This is a genomic window from Nioella nitratireducens (assembly GCF_001879715.1).
GTDB classification, from domain to species: domain Bacteria; phylum Pseudomonadota; class Alphaproteobacteria; order Rhodobacterales; family Rhodobacteraceae; genus Nioella; species Nioella nitratireducens.
Genome location: NZ_MNBW01000034.1, coordinates 1 through 18,091 on the forward strand (window position 1 = coordinate 1; position 18,091 = coordinate 18,091).

At 60.3% G+C, this 18,091-nt stretch carries 17 protein-coding genes; 11 read left to right on the plus strand and 6 right to left on the minus strand.

Going from position 1 to position 18,091, the window contains the following annotated elements:
* Positions 1-159: 159 nt before the first annotated feature.
* Entirely contained in the window at positions 160-972 is an 813-nt protein-coding gene (locus tag BKY27_RS18595; RefSeq protein ID WP_071675963.1) for an SDR family oxidoreductase, read from the minus strand.
* 10 nt (positions 973-982) lie between these two features.
* Positions 983-1,852 (minus strand): SDR family oxidoreductase, encoded by an 870-nt coding sequence (locus tag BKY27_RS18600; RefSeq protein WP_071675964.1) that lies wholly within the window; start codon positions 1,850-1,852, stop codon positions 983-985.
* A gap of 155 nt (positions 1,853-2,007) precedes the next feature.
* Between BKY27_RS18600 and BKY27_RS18605 the strand changes: the two genes are divergently transcribed.
* Positions 2,008-2,898 carry an AraC family transcriptional regulator gene (locus tag BKY27_RS18605; protein WP_071675965.1) on the plus strand — a complete coding sequence of 297 codons (891 nt, stop codon included), beginning with the start codon at positions 2,008-2,010 and terminating at the stop codon, positions 2,896-2,898.
* Between the two features lie 337 nt (positions 2,899-3,235).
* Here the strand turns inward: BKY27_RS18605 and BKY27_RS18610 are convergent, their stop codons facing one another.
* The 3 genes from BKY27_RS18610 to BKY27_RS20045 all read right to left on the minus strand — a co-directional run bounded on the left by BKY27_RS18610 (position 3,236) and on the right by BKY27_RS20045 (position 5,308).
* On the minus strand, positions 3,236-3,856 hold the full coding sequence (locus tag BKY27_RS18610; RefSeq protein WP_071675966.1) for a hypothetical protein: 621 nt from the start codon (positions 3,854-3,856) through the stop codon (positions 3,236-3,238).
* 394 nt (positions 3,857-4,250) lie between these two features.
* Positions 4,251-4,763 (minus strand): helix-turn-helix transcriptional regulator, encoded by a 513-nt coding sequence (locus BKY27_RS18615; protein WP_084668039.1) that lies wholly within the window; start codon positions 4,761-4,763, stop codon positions 4,251-4,253.
* 137 nt (positions 4,764-4,900) lie between these two features.
* The gene (locus BKY27_RS20045; RefSeq protein ID WP_146636306.1) at positions 4,901-5,308 is read right to left on the minus strand and encodes a hypothetical protein; all 408 of its coding nucleotides are present in this window, start codon (positions 5,306-5,308) and stop codon (positions 4,901-4,903) included.
* 529 nt (positions 5,309-5,837) lie between these two features.
* On the opposite strand from BKY27_RS20045, the gene BKY27_RS18625 reads away from it, so the two are divergent.
* The 10 genes from BKY27_RS18625 (at position 5,838) to BKY27_RS18670 (ending at position 17,001) form a co-directional block, all read left to right on the plus strand.
* Positions 5,838-6,695: a hypothetical protein gene (locus tag BKY27_RS18625; protein ID WP_071675968.1), complete on the plus strand. Its 858-nt coding sequence runs from the start codon at positions 5,838-5,840 to the stop codon at positions 6,693-6,695.
* A gap of 1,161 nt (positions 6,696-7,856) precedes the next feature.
* Complete coding sequence (locus BKY27_RS20435; RefSeq protein WP_233491906.1) at positions 7,857-8,132, plus strand: hypothetical protein; 276 nt, start codon at positions 7,857-7,859, stop codon at positions 8,130-8,132.
* Between the two features lie 71 nt (positions 8,133-8,203).
* Positions 8,204-9,484 (plus strand): isoprenylcysteine carboxylmethyltransferase family protein, encoded by a 1,281-nt coding sequence (locus BKY27_RS18635; protein WP_084668040.1) that lies wholly within the window; start codon positions 8,204-8,206, stop codon positions 9,482-9,484.
* 404 nt (positions 9,485-9,888) lie between these two features.
* Positions 9,889-10,098: a Flp family type IVb pilin gene (locus tag BKY27_RS18640; protein ID WP_071675977.1), complete on the plus strand. Its 210-nt coding sequence runs from the start codon at positions 9,889-9,891 to the stop codon at positions 10,096-10,098.
* 190 nt (positions 10,099-10,288) lie between these two features.
* On the plus strand, positions 10,289-11,299 hold the full coding sequence (locus tag BKY27_RS18645; protein ID WP_146636308.1) for an AAA family ATPase: 1,011 nt from the start codon (positions 10,289-10,291) through the stop codon (positions 11,297-11,299).
* A gap of 7 nt (positions 11,300-11,306) precedes the next feature.
* Positions 11,307-12,866, plus strand: a complete 1,560-nt coding sequence (locus BKY27_RS18650; protein ID WP_084668041.1) for a CpaF family protein — start codon at positions 11,307-11,309, stop codon at positions 12,864-12,866.
* A gap of 3 nt (positions 12,867-12,869) precedes the next feature.
* Positions 12,870-13,838 carry a type II secretion system F family protein gene (locus BKY27_RS18655; protein ID WP_071675971.1) on the plus strand — a complete coding sequence of 323 codons (969 nt, stop codon included), beginning with the start codon at positions 12,870-12,872 and terminating at the stop codon, positions 13,836-13,838.
* On the plus strand, positions 13,831-14,796 hold the full coding sequence (locus tag BKY27_RS18660) for a type II secretion system F family protein (RefSeq protein ID WP_071675972.1): 966 nt from the start codon (positions 13,831-13,833) through the stop codon (positions 14,794-14,796). The genes BKY27_RS18655 and BKY27_RS18660 overlap by 8 nt, the downstream gene beginning before the upstream one ends.
* Positions 14,796-15,224 (plus strand): TadE/TadG family type IV pilus assembly protein, encoded by a 429-nt coding sequence (locus BKY27_RS18665; protein ID WP_071675973.1) that lies wholly within the window; start codon positions 14,796-14,798, stop codon positions 15,222-15,224. The genes BKY27_RS18660 and BKY27_RS18665 overlap by 1 nt, the downstream gene beginning before the upstream one ends.
* Entirely contained in the window at positions 15,211-17,001 is a 1,791-nt protein-coding gene (locus BKY27_RS18670; protein ID WP_267888905.1) for a TadG family pilus assembly protein, read from the plus strand. The genes BKY27_RS18665 and BKY27_RS18670 overlap by 14 nt, the downstream gene beginning before the upstream one ends.
* Before the next feature lie 98 nt (positions 17,002-17,099).
* Here the strand turns inward: BKY27_RS18670 and BKY27_RS18675 are convergent, their stop codons facing one another.
* Positions 17,100-17,765 (minus strand): hypothetical protein, encoded by a 666-nt coding sequence (locus BKY27_RS18675; protein WP_071675975.1) that lies wholly within the window; start codon positions 17,763-17,765, stop codon positions 17,100-17,102.
* Positions 17,766-18,091 lie beyond the last annotated feature (326 nt).

Genomic DNA, 18,091 nt, shown 5'->3' on the forward strand with positions numbered 1-18,091 from the left:
CGGGCACAAACAAACCGATATCAACCTGCTGCTGCCCTGGAATTACGGCAATCACGTGTGAACGGCGCACCGCTTACGATGGGCTGCGGCACAGCTTGGCTTGGACCTTGGACTGACAACCTTGCCAAATCAGACTGACGATCGCCCCGAGAAGTCCCGTCAGCTCTTCATCAACTCCTTGAGGCCGCCGATAAAGGTTGCGTCGTCTTGGGTTTTTCGATCTCCGAGCAAGGCATGTGCATCCGGGCCGGCGCGAAAGCGGAGGCGGTTGCCGGTCTCGTTGGCGGCCTCCCAGATCACTTCGGCGACGACATCGGGGGAGGACGGGTTGGCGGCCAGTTTGCCGAACAGGCGCCCCATGGCCGCAGCAGTGGGGTCATAGTCCGACAGGCCCTCGTCCATTGCGAAATCGAAGGATCGGCCGCCGAATTCCGTCCTGATCATGCCAGGCTCAATGATCCGCACCCGAATTCCGAGCGGCTCCAACTCGTAGTGAAGCGCTTCGGACAGACCTTCAACAGCGAACTTGGTGCCGTGGTAGAGCGCGCCGAGAGGGAAGGTGATCTGCCCGCCGATGGACGAAATGTTGACAAGCGTGCCCGATCGGTTCGCCCGCATGTGTGGCAGCACCGCCTTTGTCGTTTCCAGCAGGCCGATCACATTGGTGTCAAACTGGCGGCGGATGCGGTCCGCCGAGAACGCCTCTAACGGGCCATAGGCACCGTACCCCGCGTTGTTCAGAAGCACGTCGATCTTGTCAAACCGGTCGATCCCTGCGGTGACAGCGGCCGCGATGGACCCTGCGTCAATCACGTCGAGCCGGGTGACGAGGACATTGTCCAGTGCCACGAGGTCGGCGCCGGCCGATGGGTCGCGCATCGTGGCGACCACGTTCCAGCCCTCGGCCTGAAAGCGCAGGGCGGTGGCCTTGCCGATGCCTGAAGAGGCCCCGGTGATCAGAATGGTCTTCATGTGCGTCTCCTCAGGTGTTCAGATCGAGCATCCGCTCGATGCCAAAATTTGTCAGGATCCTGCGCGTCACGTCGTGCAGCACCTCGTTGTAGTGCTCGATCTCTGGGCCGACCCCGGTGTGATCGACGACGGTGCGAAAGGGTTTCTGCCCGAACGGCAAGTCCAGCAGCGCGACGACTGCCTCGGCGATCCGTTCGGGCCGCTGCGTCGGCGTCGCGTCCAGCATCTGGGCGAGGCCTGCCGCCGCCAGCGCTGGAACCTGGGCGAAGTCGCCGTAGCTGACCTCCCGCTCCGGGTCGTCGGGAGCCACCATCGCGTCGAAAAAGGCTGTCGGCATCGCGCCGGGCTCGATGATGCAGGATTCGATTCCGAAGCCCGACAACTCTGTCCTGTAGCATTCGACGATGGCCTCCAGCGCCCACTTGGAGGCGGAGTAGGTGCCGTAAAACGGTGTGGCGACCCTTCCGATCAGGCTTGAGGTATAAAGGACGGTAGCGCGCCCCTGCGCCCGCATGTGGGGGAGGGCCGCGCGCATCACCCGTTGCACGCCCGTGACGTTCACATCGAAGACCCGGCTCATGTCCTCGGGCGACATGAGTTCCTGGATGCCATAAGACCCGACACCGGCATTGTTGAACAAGACATCCACACCGCCAAGCGTGGCAATTGCCTCGGCGACGCCACGCTCGGTGCTGGCCGTTTCGGTCACGTCCATCTCTACGATCCTGGCGCCTGCGGCTTCCAGTTCTGCGACCGCGTCGGCATTTTTGCCCTCGCGGCTGCGCACGCTGCCTGCGACTGTGTCCCCACGCTCTAGCAACTTAAGTGCCGTGGGCCTGCCAAAACCGCCCGCAATTCCCGTGATCAAGACCTTTGCCATCGTCGTCGTCCTTTCAGGTTGTGATCCACACCATACTTCGACAACATCCGCCATTCTTTCATGATAAACCAGTTTTCTTGCCTAATCCTCCGTTGAAGGATAATTTCGATTAATACATCCCAAGAATGTGCTATTTGGTTCGAAAGGAGAAAGACATGGCCCCCGCTGCCTTGCTGAATCACGTATCCGCGCTGCTTGACCGGGAAGGGCTGGCGCAAGGCGCATTCGCGCATGGGCCAAGCGGTATGCACTTCCTGCGGTATTCATCCCCGACCGTGCAGGACGCCACCGTCTACCGCCCGTTGCTGTGCCTCGTGATGCAGGGCGCCAAGGAAGTGGGCACCAGCGCACGCACATTATGGGTCGCGGACGGGCAATCCCTTGTCGTAAGCCATGCGCTTCCCGTCGTCTCTCGCATCACCGAGGCCACGCATGACCGCCCCTATGTCGCGCTCGTCTTCCCCATCGACCTAGACATCCTCCGGGGCCTCGCCGCCGATGTGACACCCAAAACCGGCGTCGGCGCGAAAGATCCATTCTCGATCTCGCTGTGCCCAAGCGATGCCGAAATGGAAGAGGCGCTCCTTCGCTATCTCCGGCAATGCGAGACCGTGGAGACCCGTCGCCTGCTGGCCCCCATCACGGTACGGGAAATTCACGCGCGTCTTTTGTTGGGGCCGCATGCCGAACAGCTTCGCAGACTCCTCTGGCATGAGTCCGCTGCCAGCCGCATCTTTCAGGCCACGTTTGTGATTCAGTCTGATCTCGCGCGGACTGTCGCTGTCACGGATCTCGCTCAGCGGGCGGGCATGAGCAGTTCGGCCTTCTTTGAACACTTCAAGGCGGTGACGGGCACGTCGCCGCTGCAATACCAGAAGGACCTGCGTTTACTGCGCGCACGCGAGGCCTTGCGAAGCACGAATGGAAAGATTTCCGAGATCGCATTCGCGGTGGGATACGAAAGCTCGGCCCAGTTCTCGAGGGAATACGCCCGCAAGTTCGGCTTGCCCCCGAGACAGGACCGCGTGCTGCATCCGGCCCAGTAGATGTCGATCCACCGCATGAGGCGGGTCTTCTCACAAGGCGCGAACCGGGAATGCCCGTCGCGTGACGGCAAATCGTCATCCCAATGCTCACCCGTTCCACTGAAAACGATGGATACTGAGGTGAACACCGCTCGATCCCGGTCCCTTTCCTTCCGCCAAACGCTGGCCTCTGAAAACAACCTCGGGCTTTCGCTGCTTGGCGATGAAGGGCGCCCCCGCAGTATCTACCTCACAATCAAAATGGCCAGCCGCTGCGAGGCGCAGCAACCGGCCATTTGGGTTTGCGACAGGAGCCCGACAGCCCCCCATGCGCCGTCGTTGGTCCCGTCAAATCTCCTTAGTGGCGCGCACGGGAGACTTCGCGTTCAAGCACATGTTGGTGGTTGCCCAAGGCTGCGTTCAGCGCAAGGCCGAGTCCGACCCGAGAAACCGGCAGCTTGATCGACGCGTCGGCGATCGGGAATCGCGAGGTGCTGAAGTCGTTATACTTGAAACGGCGCGACCCGATAACAGTCGGGACCATGGGGGCCCGCATGCGAAATTCCCGCAGGGCGTCGACGGCATCGCCGAAATCGTCGAACACGTCGATATCCACCACCGCGATCGAGGAATAGGGTTTTGCCCGCGCCATCTTGTTAAACGCCACCGCCGGGGTTTCGTGCACCTTCACTCCGCGCGCCACCGAGGACATCCAGTCGAAATGGTTGCGGAACCCGCCGCTGGGATAGGCCACCATGTTGATGTCCCAGTCGCCAAGCGTCTGCCCGTCGATGAGAGAGAAATTCGCCTGTTCGCGTTGGGCCGCCTGGTCGACCAGCGAGATGACGTTCATGTCGTGATCGTCCAGATCCGCGTGGCCCCTGCTAAACCCGAAAAGGCCCCGCATTTTGCGAGCGAATTGGCCCAGGCCCGAATCTTGGCGGCCGTCAAAGCCATAAAGAGAGTCGATAAGCGCCATTGGGTTATCCTTTCCTTGCGTTACATGGCGGGCGGCTGAAAAGCCGGATGAGGCGTGTCCGCGTGCAACGAGGTCGAGCCATCGCAGCTATTTGGGGGTTACATGGCTACGGTCGCTTACGGGTCTGCCAGACCAGAGGATGTCCAGGAACGTCCTGGTCGTCTTCCGTTCGCGAGAGCCTTTCCACGTTGCACCCGAACACAGACCCAAACTGCCCTCTGAACGCGGTAACCTGTATTGGACGCAGGTCGCGGTTGATCGCTTTCAGCTACATGTCGCGGGGAACTACGACCTAGGTCGGAGGAGGCTGTCGGACCCAAACACCAAAGGTCGGGGGCGTTCCGGGGCAGGGGGGGCGGGTCAAACCGTGAATGAACCGCGGTCACGCATTTGGTCAGTCGGGATTCACGGCATTCAGCAGGTCGTCGATCACATGGGTGATCAACTGCTGGCGGTTCGTCAGCCCGGACTTGCGAAAGATCGAGGTGATGTGCGACTTGATCGTCGATTCCCGCGTGTTGCGGAAGGTCGCGATTTCATTGTTGCTGAACCCCTTGATGACCATCAGCGCGACGTCGCGTTCGGTCGGGGTCAGCTTCCATTCGTCGAACTGCTGCAGGATCTGCTTGTGGATTTCGCCGGCGGCGGCGTTGATTTGTTGTTCCGCATGACGCAGGCGCTGCGCGCTCTTCCTCAGCAACATGAGGCTGCTGATCACACCGACACACATGCCAAGACTCGCGAGGATTTCGAGGATCTCCACATATTCCCAAGGCACAATGAATGGCTGCCAGACGAACAGATCCGACAGGATCTTGAACGAAAAATAGGCCGCGCTCGCCACCTGAATTAGAATCAAGGGGACCAGCGTCAGGATCAGCGGCAATTCACGTTTCTTGGCGTTCATACTTGGTGTCTCGCCTGCAAATTGAGCCGTGCACCACGTTGGACAGCGGCGCCATCAAATGGGACGGGGCGGCCTGGCATGACAAACAGGCGCGGCCCGGCGGGGATGGATTTCAGGCAAAGTATGTGCATCGGTCGCTACCTGTAACGTTCCAGAATGGCATCCCGCAGGATGGTACCGCTGGCGCGACTGATAACGATTTCCCGCAGATGCATGTCGTTGCGTGCCTGAATGCGGACACGGTTCAACAAGGTCGTTGTGACGGAGAGGATTTGATATCCGTCGCGGTCAAGCGCGTCGATGACATCAAGATAGCGGTATTCCGGCGGGCGCTCGACAATGATTTCCACGCCGTTTTCCACCAATCTGTGTTGGCTCGGTGCCACCACCGTTTGCGCAGAGGCACCGGTGGCACCTGTACAAAGCGACACCACGCAAACAACGGCGAGACGACAGGCGGCGGCCCTGAACGGTCGGCCGGTTTGAGCGATCCGACATTGGTACACTTCCGGCTCGTGACGGATGGATTTGTCTTCTTTGCTCACTGATCGTGTCCTCATCGTCCTTAACAGTTCTTGGCATCGGATCGTGTCAAGATCAGGCCGTAGTGGAGGCAATGACTATTCAACGTCGCCCTTGTGTTGCATCCGAGCCGCCCACGTTGAGCATCCCGCGCCAGTGGCGCCCGGATTCAAGAGAAGCCCGTTCGCAAGAAGAAGCCGAAAAGGGCTGTGTTTGGATATGCGACGATGGTCGTACTCCACCCATCAGACCATAGCGCTGGCCGATAGATTACCGGACTGCTGGTGGCGTCGGAATTGGACAGTTCGCAATGCCGAGGCACCAGGTCGTTTCCAAGATCAGTGCCCGGATCAGCGATCGTCGGCTCCGGCGCGCAACGTTCGTTGTGTGTGGAAGAAGCAGACTCGGTGGGGCTTTCCGAGGAGAACGCGGTCGCGAGGGAAATTCTGGATCGTCAACGATCAGACCCGCTCAACACCGATCGGATGAATTGGATTGAAAAGACACTTTACGCAACGGGCATTTGAAAACTGAAGTATGGAAGGAAAGACAATGAGGATTCAGAGTTCAGGCTGGCTCCTTCGCACGAGCTTGCTGGCATCTGCCGTCGCGTTGACCACGTTGGCCGTTCCGGCCCGCGCCGATCTCGCTGGCGCTGTCGGGGGATTGGGTGATGGTCTTGGCGACGCAATTGGTGGCGGCCTTGGCGATACGGTCGGTGGCGTCGTCGGTGGCGTCGGTGACGTGGTCGGCGACGTTGGCGATGCCCTTAACGGCGCCGACAATGGCGGCGACGGTGGCCTCGGCGACGGTCTTGGCGATGCCGTGGGCGGCTTGGGCCTCGGCGATGTCGGCGGCGCGGTCGATGGGGTCGTGGATGGCGTTGGTGACGTCTTGAACGGTGGCTCCAGCGGCTCTTCCGGGTCCTCGGGCAGCAGCGGCACCTCTGGCACGTCTGGCACCAGCGGTACATCGGGTACGAGCGGCACGTCTGGCACCAGCGGCACCTCGGGCTCCAGCGGGTCATCGGGGAGCAGCGGCTCTTCTGGGTCGTCCGGTTCTTCCGGTTCGTCTGGGTCGAGCGGCTCCAGCGGCACATCTGGCACGAGCGGTGGAGGCCTTCTGGGCGGGCTTTTCGGTGGCGGCGGTTCCGGTTGCGGCCAGGGCGGCAACAGCGGTGCCTATAACGGCTATACAGTTGTCGATCAAAGCGGGAACCCGCTTGGCACCGTCCACACGGCCAACGTCAACCCCGACCTTACGATCCGGTCGGTTCGCTTTCAGTCCAATGGACGGGTCACCCGCTCGCGCAGCTGCGTGACAGTCAGTGGAGATGGCATCACCAGTTCCGGTAGCGTCGTTTCCGTCCCGGTCGATCAAGGCGCTGTCGCATCCGCGGCTTCAAACTAAAGTCCCTCACCCTTCTACCTCGTAAATGAAGGGACTTGCACCTTGATCACCTTGCCGCGTCATCGGCCATTCCAATGGCGCGGCATTTTCCAAACCACGTCTCGGCGATCTCGGCCGGGCGCATTTAGCAGCCCCCCAGCTTGCTGATGCACAGGCGTTGCTCAGCATATCGGCGCAATCTGCGGCCCTCCGACTTTGGTCGGACATGGGTTGGGGTGGTGAAAATTGGGACTGAAGTCGGGTGGCCCCGTGGTCGCACCTCCGGTTTCATCGAGCCGATGCTCATCAGTTCGGGATGTCGCCCTTTGTGTCGTTTCCGCAATGGACCCCATCCACACTGGCCCCGGCTTGAACAAGTGATTGGCCCCGTTCGTCCGGGCCGTGAGGATGAAGAAAGGAACAGTCGATATGCCCCAACAAGAAAATCAGGTTGCATCGGGAACTGGCTTTAGACCGGCCACCCGAAAATATGCCTTGGCCGCGGTGCTGGCGACGACCGCGATATTGGCGGCCCCCGTTGCAATGGCAGATTTGGGGGGTGGGCTGAGCGGCTTGGGTGACTCTATCGGAGGCGGCCTTGGCGACGTGGTCGGTGGTGTCGGCGGAGCGGTCAGCGATGTCGGTGATGCATTGAACGGTGCCGACTCAGGCGGTGTTGGTGGCTTGGGAGACTCTGTTGAAGGTACGGCGGGGGGCAGTCTCGGGACGGGGCTGGACGATGTGATCGACGATGTGGGCGATGCATTGAACGGTGGCAACAACGCGAGCTCGGGCACGTCCGGGACGTCGGGAACAAGTGGTACTTCCGGCACCAGCGGGACATCTGGCACGAGCGGTACGTCCGGTACGAGTGGAACCTCCGGCACGAGCGGGACATCTGGTACGAGCGGAACCTCCGGCACGAGCGGAACCTCCGGCACGAGCGGAACCTCCGGCACGAGCGGTACCTCCGGCACGAGCGGTACCTCCGGCACGAGTGGAACCTCTGGTACGAGCGGGACATCTGGTACGAGCGGGACATCTGGCACGAGCGGAACCTCTGGTACGAGCGGGACATCTGGCACGAGCGGGACATCTGGCACGAGCGGAACCTCCGGCACGAGCGGGACATCTGGCACCAGCGGGTCATCCGGTACCTCAGGAACCAGTGGGACAACGGCCATGACCTCCGGTGGTGGTGGTGGCGCGACTTGCCGCACGACCGGCAACACCGTGGCCTATAACGGCTTCCTGGTTACGGGCGCTGACGACCAGACCCTGGGTGTTGTCCAGGACGCAACTGTCGATGCGAACCTCGATATTGTCGGGGTGCGGTTCCTCGCCAGCCCGCAGGTGTTCCCCAATCCGACCTGCGTTGTCATTGGTGGCCCTGTCGAGGTGGGGTCGGGCAGCCTTGGCGTTCGCACGACGGCGGATCGCTTGGCAAATTCGCGCTAGGCCGCTTCGAACATCCCGGCGCTCCGACTGCACTGCCGCGGACGGGACGCTGGCCCAGCAGGACCAGGACCATGCTTACCACCCTTCAAGGTAGATCAATTTCACGTGGGCTTATCCCGAACGCCCAACCTTGGGCGACCGGATATATCGGCCTTTTGGTGTTCCTGGCCCTGTTCCGGAAAGCTCAGCACTCTGCATTCCTGCAAACCACTAACGGGTACTTCGTCGTTTGCGCGATCGTCTTTGCCACCATGGCCGTCATCGACCTTGCGGTGCACCGTGTGCATCGCCAACCTGATGTGGGGCAACTGACGTTCCGGTTCAGCCGCGACAGGCTCAACCTGCCTGTTTTGGGCCAGAAAATGGCGGGTCTGGCCGTGAGCGCGGCAATCGCACAGGCCTTGTATACAGGGCTTCCGATCTATCGTGACTCATGGTTCGCCGCAGTGTTTGACTCGGCCCGCCCCGCGATTGTCATATTTCTGGTCGGCCTGCTGATCTACGTGATCCTGTTTCATTTCTGGCGACCTATACCTAAGGATAGCTTGTCGAATTTCGGACAATTCGCCCTGACGCTTGGCGCGACGGGAAACCGCGAAGAGGTGAAATCATACCTCCTCGGCCTGATGATCAAGACCTTCTTTCTGCCCTTGATGATTGGATTCGGGGGGCAGGACTGGGGGCGTCTGACTGCCGTCGAGTTCCAGCAGGGCGGCTTCCGGTCGATCTATGAGTTCTTGTATCAATTCTGGCTTCTGATTGACGTCAGTTTCGCGGTGATTGGATACAGTTGCAGCTTTCGCCTGTTGAACGCGCACCTCAGATGGCCCGAAATGTCCATCGGAGGGTGGGTCATTTGCCTGATTTGCTACGCCCCGTTCTGGCAGCTGATCAACCGCAACTACATCAGCTACTCGGACGAGATCGTCTGGGGCACGCTCTTCCCGCAAGACAGCGCAGGTTATGTCGTTTGGGGCGCGCTAATTCTGCTGCTCATGGGAACCTATGCGCTATCAACCGTCTCATTTGGTTACCGTTTTTCCAATCTGACCTACAGGGGGGTCGTCACGCATGGCCCATATCGCGTGTTCCGGCACCCAGCCTATACCTGCAAGAACATAGCCTACTGGATGATCGAGCTTCCGATGTTCGGTGCGTCGCCGGCGACGGCCATGATGAACTGCCTCGGGCTTGTTGCCGTGAACGCGATTTATTTCACCAGAGCGAGATACGAAGAAGCATGCTGCGCGAAACATGAAGATTATGCGGCCTATATGGATACCCCACTTTTTCACCGAGTGATCAAGAGGTTCAATTCGAAACGTCCCTTTGAGATTGGGCCGGAGATATAGCTATATGTGGGCTTAAAAATACAGCTTGTAAATTAACCTTTTCGAAGCGCTTTTATAAAAATTTACCAAGTGAGAGTTTCACTATAAACGACTTGCTTCAATTTATGTGAGGCACGAATTCTTGTCGTGTGGTATCTTTTGCACATTCCACACCCTCAATTACTGTTTAATGCCATATTGATAATCAGTATGGCATGTCAAAATATCCATAAAGTCATTTGTTTTCAAATGTATAGTGGCCTCTCATACATAAATATTCGATATATATTCAGATTTGCCCAATTTTTGCCCTGATCCGATGCGAGCCTGTTCTTAGAGTGGAATCGACCCTGGTGATCGAAATGTCAGGACGATCCACCTGAAAACGAAACGCAAGGAGACAAAGAATGTTTTGCAAAAATGTCATGACCTCGGTTCGCAAGATTGCAAATTTTGCAAGTGATGAATCAGGCGCAACTGCAATCGAATACGGCCTGTTCGCGGCCCTGATCGGCGCGGTCATCGTGGGAACCGTCGCAACACTTGGGGCGCAAACGGATTCGGGCTTCGATACCGTCAGTTGCACCCTGCACGACGCCGGAATCACGGCGACCGGTTCCGCCGCCTGCCCCTAATTGGGACGTCCTGAAAGACATATTAATAGCAAACGCGGGGGACCGTCCCATGAATGTTCAGCTTGCAAAACCGTTCGCTGCCTATGTCGCCACTCCGGCGGGTAAGGATCTATCGAATGCGGTAGCTCGACATTGCGGGTGGGACCCCCGCGAAATCCATCCCGGGGGACTCGCCGCCGCGGCGCGTCTGGTGGATTCTTCCCCTTTGGCCGGGGTGGTCGTGGTTGAGGTGGGCAAGATGCCCCTCGATATGGCCTGCGAAAGCGTCGCCGAACTGGCCAAGTTCGGCTCCGACGTTCTTGTCGTGGCCCAAAGCGCCACGCCTGACACTTACCGGGAATTTCGCCGCGCTGGCGCGGAGGATTTCTTCACCTTCCCCGTAAAGCTGGCCGACGTTCTTCAGGTTGTTCAGCGGCGCGGCAAGCACGACATTCAGCCGTCCCCTCCCACCGCACAGATCGTCGGTGTCATCTCGACCCGCGGTGGTGTCGGGGGTAGCCTGCTGGCAGGAAACCTCGCCGCCACGGCCGCCACCGATCGTTCGCGGTCCGTGGCCCTGGTCGATCTCGATTTCCGGTTCGGCACGCTGGCCACCGACCTCAACCAAGATGTCACATCCGGTCTGTTCGAGGCGCTGTCGGCCCCCGAGCGTATCGACCGGACCTTTCTGGATGCGTCGATGGCGGCAGTGACGCCGAACCTGATGATGTATTCCGGGCAGGCCGGTCTGGAACAGGACTTGGCCAGCTACGAAGGTGCCTTGTCCGATCTGGTCAACCGGATGTCTCCGATGTTTGACACTATCGTGCTGGACATCCCGCGAGAGACCGCCGCCCGCCATCCGCAGGTTCTGGCTGCCCTTGGCCATATTGTTCTGACATTTCCGCCGGGCTTTGCCGGGCTGAACACCTTCAGCCGGATTGCCGCGCAGTGCGTCCAGCATGCACCGCAGGCGCGGATCGTTCCGGTGCTGTCCGAGGTGCGCCAGGATGCGAAAATCTCTCGCAAAGACCTTGCAAAGGCGCTTCAGACGAAATTGACGCACATCCTGCCGCGCAGCGAGGCGCAGATCACCAAGGCGCAGGTCAAGGGCAAACCGCTTGTCACCATGTTGCCGCGGGCCCGCTACAGCAAGGCCGTGCGGTCGCTTTGGCAGGATCTGCAATCGGACAACCCGGCCAGCTTGGCAGCGCGGCGTTGAGGTTCCCATGACGGCCAAACATGACACTCAGGCGATAGAACAGGCGGCACAAGAGATTGTCGCTGCGCTGTCAGGTCAAGACGCGACGGACGACCCTCTGATCGACCGCGTCAACGCCGCCGTTACCGACTTTGCCGACCAGAGGGACGGGTTCCTGCCGCTGGCCACCCAACGGGCCATCATGCGCCGTGTTCTGGATGAATTGGGCGCCAACGCGCGGCCCTTGCTGTTGACCGGCGCCCCGGTATCCTCGCGCGAGACGGCAGAAGGGGCCGCGCACGGCCATTCTTCCGGCGCTGCGGTCGCGTCGCGGTCGCAACACATCGCCGACGAGATCTCGCGCCAACTGTTGAAGCGTGTCGACTTCGCCGCTCTCGCCGGAAAGCCGCTGGACGAGCAGCGCCGCGATATCCGCGAGATGGTCGAGGCGATCTGCACCGACAACCGGTTCGAACTGAACCTGACCGAACGCAACGCCGTCACCGGAATGATCATCGACGAGATGCTTGGCCTTGGCCCGTTGGAAGCGCTCTTGGCCGATGACGGCATCACCGACATCATGATCAACGGTGCCCATCAGGTCTATGTCGAGCGGAATGGGTCGGTCGAACGGTCGAACGTGACGTTCCGAAACGATGCGCAGGTGATGACCATCGCCAATCGCATCGTTTCCCAGGTGGGCCGACGCATCGACGAGTCCTCCCCTCTTGTCGATGCGCGGCTTGCCGACGGCAGTCGGGTGCATGTGGTGATCCCGCCGCTCGCGCTCGACGGCCCCGTCATGACCATTCGCAAATTCCCTGAGCGGCAGATCACGCTCAAGGAACTTGTGCGGCTTGGCTCGATCTCCGACCAGATGGCAGAGTTTCTGGCACTCGCCGCGCGGATGCGCCTGAACATCCTGATATCCGGGGGCACCGGCTCGGGCAAAACCACGCTGCTCAATGCGATGTCGCAGCTTATTTCGCCGAAAGAGCGGATCGTGACGATTGAGGACACGGCCGAACTGCGTCTTCAGATTCCGCATGTGGTGCGCCTCGAAACCCGTCCGCCGACCATGGAAGGGCGGGGCGAGGTGACGATGCGGATGCTGGTCAAGAACGCCCTGCGGATGCGCCCGGACCGGATCATTCTGGGCGAGGTGCGGGGTGACGAGGTGCTGGACCTGTTGCAGGCGATGAACACAGGGCACGAAGGCTCGATGAGCACGCTGCACGCCAACACCGCGCGCGACGCGCTGACCCGTGTCGAACACATGGTAGCGATGTCGGGTATCGAGTTGCCGGTCAGCATCGTGCGCACCCAGATCCGCGAGGCGGTCAACATCATCGTGCAGGTCAACCGCATGCGCGATGGCAAGCGGCGCGTGACCTCGATTTCGGAACTGGTGGGCATTAACGGCGGCGTCATCACCATGCAGGAGATTTTCGCCTTTACCTACGACGACACCACCACCCAGACCGAGATCCGCGGCAAGCATGCCTTCACGGGCTTTCGGCCGAACTTTCTGGAACGTGCAACTGAACATGGGCTGGGGGCACAGCTCAACGATGTCTTGTCGAGGTGACGTATGTATTGGGACGTATTTCTTTTTATCGGCGTTTTCCTGGTTGTCAGTTCAACTGGCCTTTGGGGCGTTGTGACGCTGGACAGGTCGCGGCGTGACTGGCGCGACCGGTTGGGCCGGGCCATGGCCACTACGGGCTTGCCTGTGAAAACGGCCAACAGCCCGGAACCGCCGAAAGACACACCCGGTCAGCGAAAACAGCGCACTCCGTTGGAGGCAACCGTGTTCGGAACGCTCCAAAAAGCGCTGAGCGAGGCGGGCCTGCGCCTGTCGCCTTCTGAATTGATCATCGGCAGCACCCTGTTCGGGGTCGCTGTCTTCATCGGCGCGGTTCTGGGTCTTGGGCTGCCATCCATCCTGGGGCTGGTTCTGGCCATCTGTGGGCCGGTTTTGTCGGTTCGCGTGTTGCTGGGGATCGCCCAAGCCAAGCGCATCGCACGGTTCACGCATGACCTGCCTGAAGCGCTGGACGTGTTCGGGCGCGGCTTGCGCGCCGGTCGCCCTGTCACCGACTCCATCGGGCTGACAGCCGCCAATGCCGAACCGCCCTTGAAGGGCGAATTTGCCCTCTGTCGGGATCAACTGCGCCTTGGCACCGATATGGCAACCACCTTTCGCAACCTCTCGGAACGGATGCCGACAGCGGAAGTCCAGTTCTTCGCCGTTGCAACCGCGTTGCAATCCGAGACCGGCGGTAACCTGATCGAGACGATCGACGGCTTGACCGAGCAACTGCGCGAGCGCCGTAAGCTGCGCAAGAAGATCAAGGCACTCTCGGCCGAGGTGCGTGTCAGTGCCACCATTCTGGCCAGCCTGCCCTTTGCGATCGGTGCCGTCATCCTGTTTGTCAGCCCGAACTACCTGACGCCGCTGTTTCACGACCTCAGGGGGCAAATCATGCTGGGCCTCGCGGTGATAAGTGTGGTGTTGGGAATTTACGTAATGACAAGAATGGCGAAAATTGATGTCTGACCTCGGTTTCGAATTCTGGGGCGCGATCGCGGGAGTATGCCTGATTGGCGTCGCGACACTGGCCCTGATCCTCATCGAGCGCCGCCGGATGATCGTGATGGCGCGGCTGCACCGCCTGGCGGACCCGACGGCGCGCCACCAGCCCCGTCCGTTGGGCGATGCGGTTTCGTTCAGCAGCGGTGTGATGGCCTGGATACATCGCCTTGCGCAGATCACGGTGGAACGCTTTTCCATCATGGGGGGCGGCGAAGCCGAGAAGTCGGCGGACCTTCTGGTGACAGCCGGGTTTCGTGGGCGCGATGCTCTGGTGGTCTTCACGTTCATTAAGACGATCCTGCCGTTGGTCGCCGTCGCCGTCGGGCTGGTATGGTACGTTTTCCTTGCCCCTGCGGACGTGCCGATGATCTCGGGCGTCATCGTGGTGGCAGGCAGCGGGCTGGTCTTTTCCAAGGCGCCGGACATGGTGCTATCGCATCTGCGGTCCAAGCGGCTCTATTCCCTGCGGAAATCCTTTCCCGATATGCTGGAATTGCTGGTCATCACCAGCGAGGCGGGCCTCGGGCCCCAAAAGGCGATGAGCCGGGTCGCGTGGGAAATGCGCATCTCACAGCCCATCCTGTCAGCAGAGCTGTCGCAAATGGTGACCGAGCTGAGCATGACCGGCGACCGCGTGGCGGCCTATCAGAACCTTTCGGCGCGGGTGCCGCTGCCCGAGTTTTCGATCTTCACGCAAACCCTTTCTCAGAGTGAGAAATACGGCACACCCTTCGCAACCGCGATCCGGACCCTGATCCGTGATCAGCGTGCGGACCGTCTGCTACGGGTTGAAGAAAAGGCAGCCCGCCTGCCGGCGTTGATGACCGTGCCGCTGATCTTCTTCATCATGCCCGCGATTTTCGTGGTGCTTGTGGGCCCTGCCGTGCTGACGATCATCGATAACATCATCGGCGCGTTCTGATGAAACGCCTGTTGCACCCTGTCCGGCGTCATGCCGGGTCCGAAGAGGGGGCCGTCGCGGTCGAGTTTGCCTTGCTGGCCCCGCTGCTGTTCACGCTGCTCTTCGGGATCATTTGCTTTGGCTACTTTTTCATGGTGGCCCACTCGGTTCAGCAACTGGCCGCCGAGGCCGCACGGGCATCGGTCTATGGGATCACCAGCTCCGAGCGGCAAGACCTGGCTGAGGATTTCGTTGACGCTGGCGGCACCCGGTTTGCCATCCTGGACCAATCGGCCCTGACCGGCACAGTTGTCGTCGATACCGGCAGCACCGCCTCGATCACGGTCGATGTCGACTACGACCTGTCCACGTCAATTCTCGGTCTGGCCAACGGCTTCCTTGGGTTGGACCTATCCACCATTTCGGTCTCTGCCTATGTTGCCTACTGACGGCCAGAATCTTTGCCGCTTCCGGGCGGACGAGAGCGGCGCGACGGCGATTGTCGTGGCCGTATCCATGACCGTTCTGATCGGCTTCGTGGCGCTTGGGGTGTCGGTGGCTCATCTCTTCTTCGAGCAGCGGACTTTGCAAACCCGTGCGGACCTTGCCGCGATTACCGCAGTTGCCGACATTGCCTCGGCCCCGACCCGCGCCGAAAGCGCGTTGGAGCATAACAGCATGGCAGCGGGCGATCTCGACTCCGTCAGCTATGGGCGTTTCACCGCGAACCCCGATATGGCGATCGAGGATCGCATGGCCACCCGCGATGCCAGCGATGCCGACGTGAACGCGGTCACGGTCAGCATCGCGCACGATGTGCCCCTCAGCTTCGGTGCGATCTTTTCCGACAGCGACAGCCTGCGCCTGACCGCTCAGGCCAGCGCGGCAAGTGTCGATGCCGCCAGTTTTACCCTTGGGTCGCGGCTACTTCGCCTTGATGCAGGTATTTTGAACGACCTTCTCAACGCCGCGTTCGGCACCAATATCACCCTCGACGCATTGGATTATGACGCGCTGGCAAATGCGGATATCGCGCTTCTGCCCTTTCTTCAGGCCCTTGGCACCGACATTGGGTTTTCCGCAGGAAATTATGTCGAAATCCTCGATCTTGATGCCGACCTGCCTGATCTTCTCGAGGCGCTTGGGGTGGTGTCCCCAACCGCGACGCAACTGCTGATCACACCCATCGCGTCAACGGCGGACAACATCCTCGTGCCGCTCGACCGGATCATTTCCGTCTCTGACCCGAACCTCGGGGTAGACCTGCTGGATTTCCTTGACGAGACACATGTCAGCGCGTTGGACGTCCTGTTTGCCACGGCGGATGTGATCAACGCCTCTCGCACTGTTGCCCTTGACGCCGATCTTGATGTCGAGGGCCTCATATCGCTTGAAACCGAGCTGCGCGTTTCGGAACGGCCCGCGCATTCCGGCTGGGTCATGGTGGGCGAGCCCGGATCGACCCTGCACACCGCACAGACAAGGCTACGGGCCGAAGCGGACCTGAACACCGACCTCCTCGGCAATCTGGGCGTGGGCGTGGAAGTCCTGAACCTTCATTTGCCGATCTATGCCGAGATCGCCGGAGCCACGGCCAGCCTTGCCTCAAACAACTGCCGCACGCAGGCCGCGTTCGATCCCGCAGTTACCTTTGACACCGGGCTGCAAGCCGTCGATGAAACAGCGGGCACCCATGTGGCGGACCTATTCATTGGGGACTTCGCCCCACCCGATTTCGACTCGTCCATCCCTTTGTCAGCCTCGACGCTGGACTACGCGGATTTCCTTGACCTTTCTTTGGTCATTGCGGTTCCGCTCTTGCCTGATATCCAGATCGGCCTGCTGACCCTCCAGATCAAATCCCATGCCACGGTCGGGGTCTCGGATACAGGCGAGATCACCTTCACCGCCGCCGATACGGCGGGCAGCCCGACCACAGAGACCTTCGGGTCAGAAAACCTGCTGAGTTCCGGAGTGGCCGATCTGCTGGATGCAGGCAATCTCGACCTTCGCGTATCCCCTGACGACGCGGGCTTGGTAACAGTGTTGGTCGCCCCGGTGGTCAACACCGTGATTGACCTGCTGCCGGGGCGCATTCTTTCGGGCCTCCTCACACCTGTTGACGGGATTCTGGACGGATTGCTGGACGCGCTCGGCGTCGGGGTAGGGGAGGCGGACCTGACATTGGTGCAGCAACATTGCGGACTGGTTCGTTTGGTTCGATAGCGGGGAAAATATTGTGACGCTGGTCAGGGGGCGAGACGCAAAATGAAAACGCCGCAAGAATTAAATCTTGCGGCGCCATTCCAATTATCCCAATCTCTCTATTGACCGGCATAGGCCCTTGCAACATCGGATTGCGAGATCGGCAATTGAACGTTTCCATTCGATACGCTGATGTTGCCTCCGCCGAATTCAATGCAGGCTGGGGCACCAGTCACATTGCCGTTGGCCATGAAGCGGACCCGGTCGACATTCAGTCGAGAATCCACCGTGGCGTCTTCCACCCAGCCAAGCGGGTTGCCCCGGCGATCGACGACTTGGTAGCCGTTGTAGGCTGTGCTGTTTCCGCCCGCGGCGCAGCGCGGTCCGCCACCACCTCCGGCCCCTCGACCGGCTACATCCCTTTGGCCATCGGGGTTTTGCGTTCCGGGCATGCCGGGGGTTCCCGGCGTCGATGGATTGTCCGGATTTTCGGGTGAAGTGCTTGATCCACCGTTTAAAACATCGCCGACCGTGTCGACCGTTCCATCCAGAGCGCCGCCGAGATCGCCACCAACGGCCCCGCCGACGGTATCGCCGAGGCCGCCGGTTCCGCCGTTGTCGGCGCCGTTCAGCGTATCGCCAACGCCGCTGACAACATCCCCGACGCCCCCTACGACCTCACCGAGGCCGCCACCGAGCGAGTCCCCGACACCCCCCAAGGCACCGCCCAGATCGGCATGGGCAATCGGTGTCGATAGGATCAGGGCAAGAACGGAAACGCCCATTCCATATTTCAAATTCCGACGCAAAAAGACTTCCTTCATCTAACTACTCCATATCTGCGTTATTCATAAATAATTCATACAGGATAAAGGTGGCATGAAAATGGCCAAAGTCCGGCTTCGCTCTTTGCGTAATTCAAACATGGGAAGCACCCGCTTTGCATTTTTTGAGAGTCGGGAATTCAGAAGTTCATGTCTGTATTCCGCAAAAGATCTGACTTGAAAGGCTAGGTCGTGTTGACAAAAGGGATTCCCATCGGCTCGCAGGCGTGATTCAAGCTGGTATCTGTTATGGAGACCAGCTTGGCACGAGACCTGATGTCGGACAA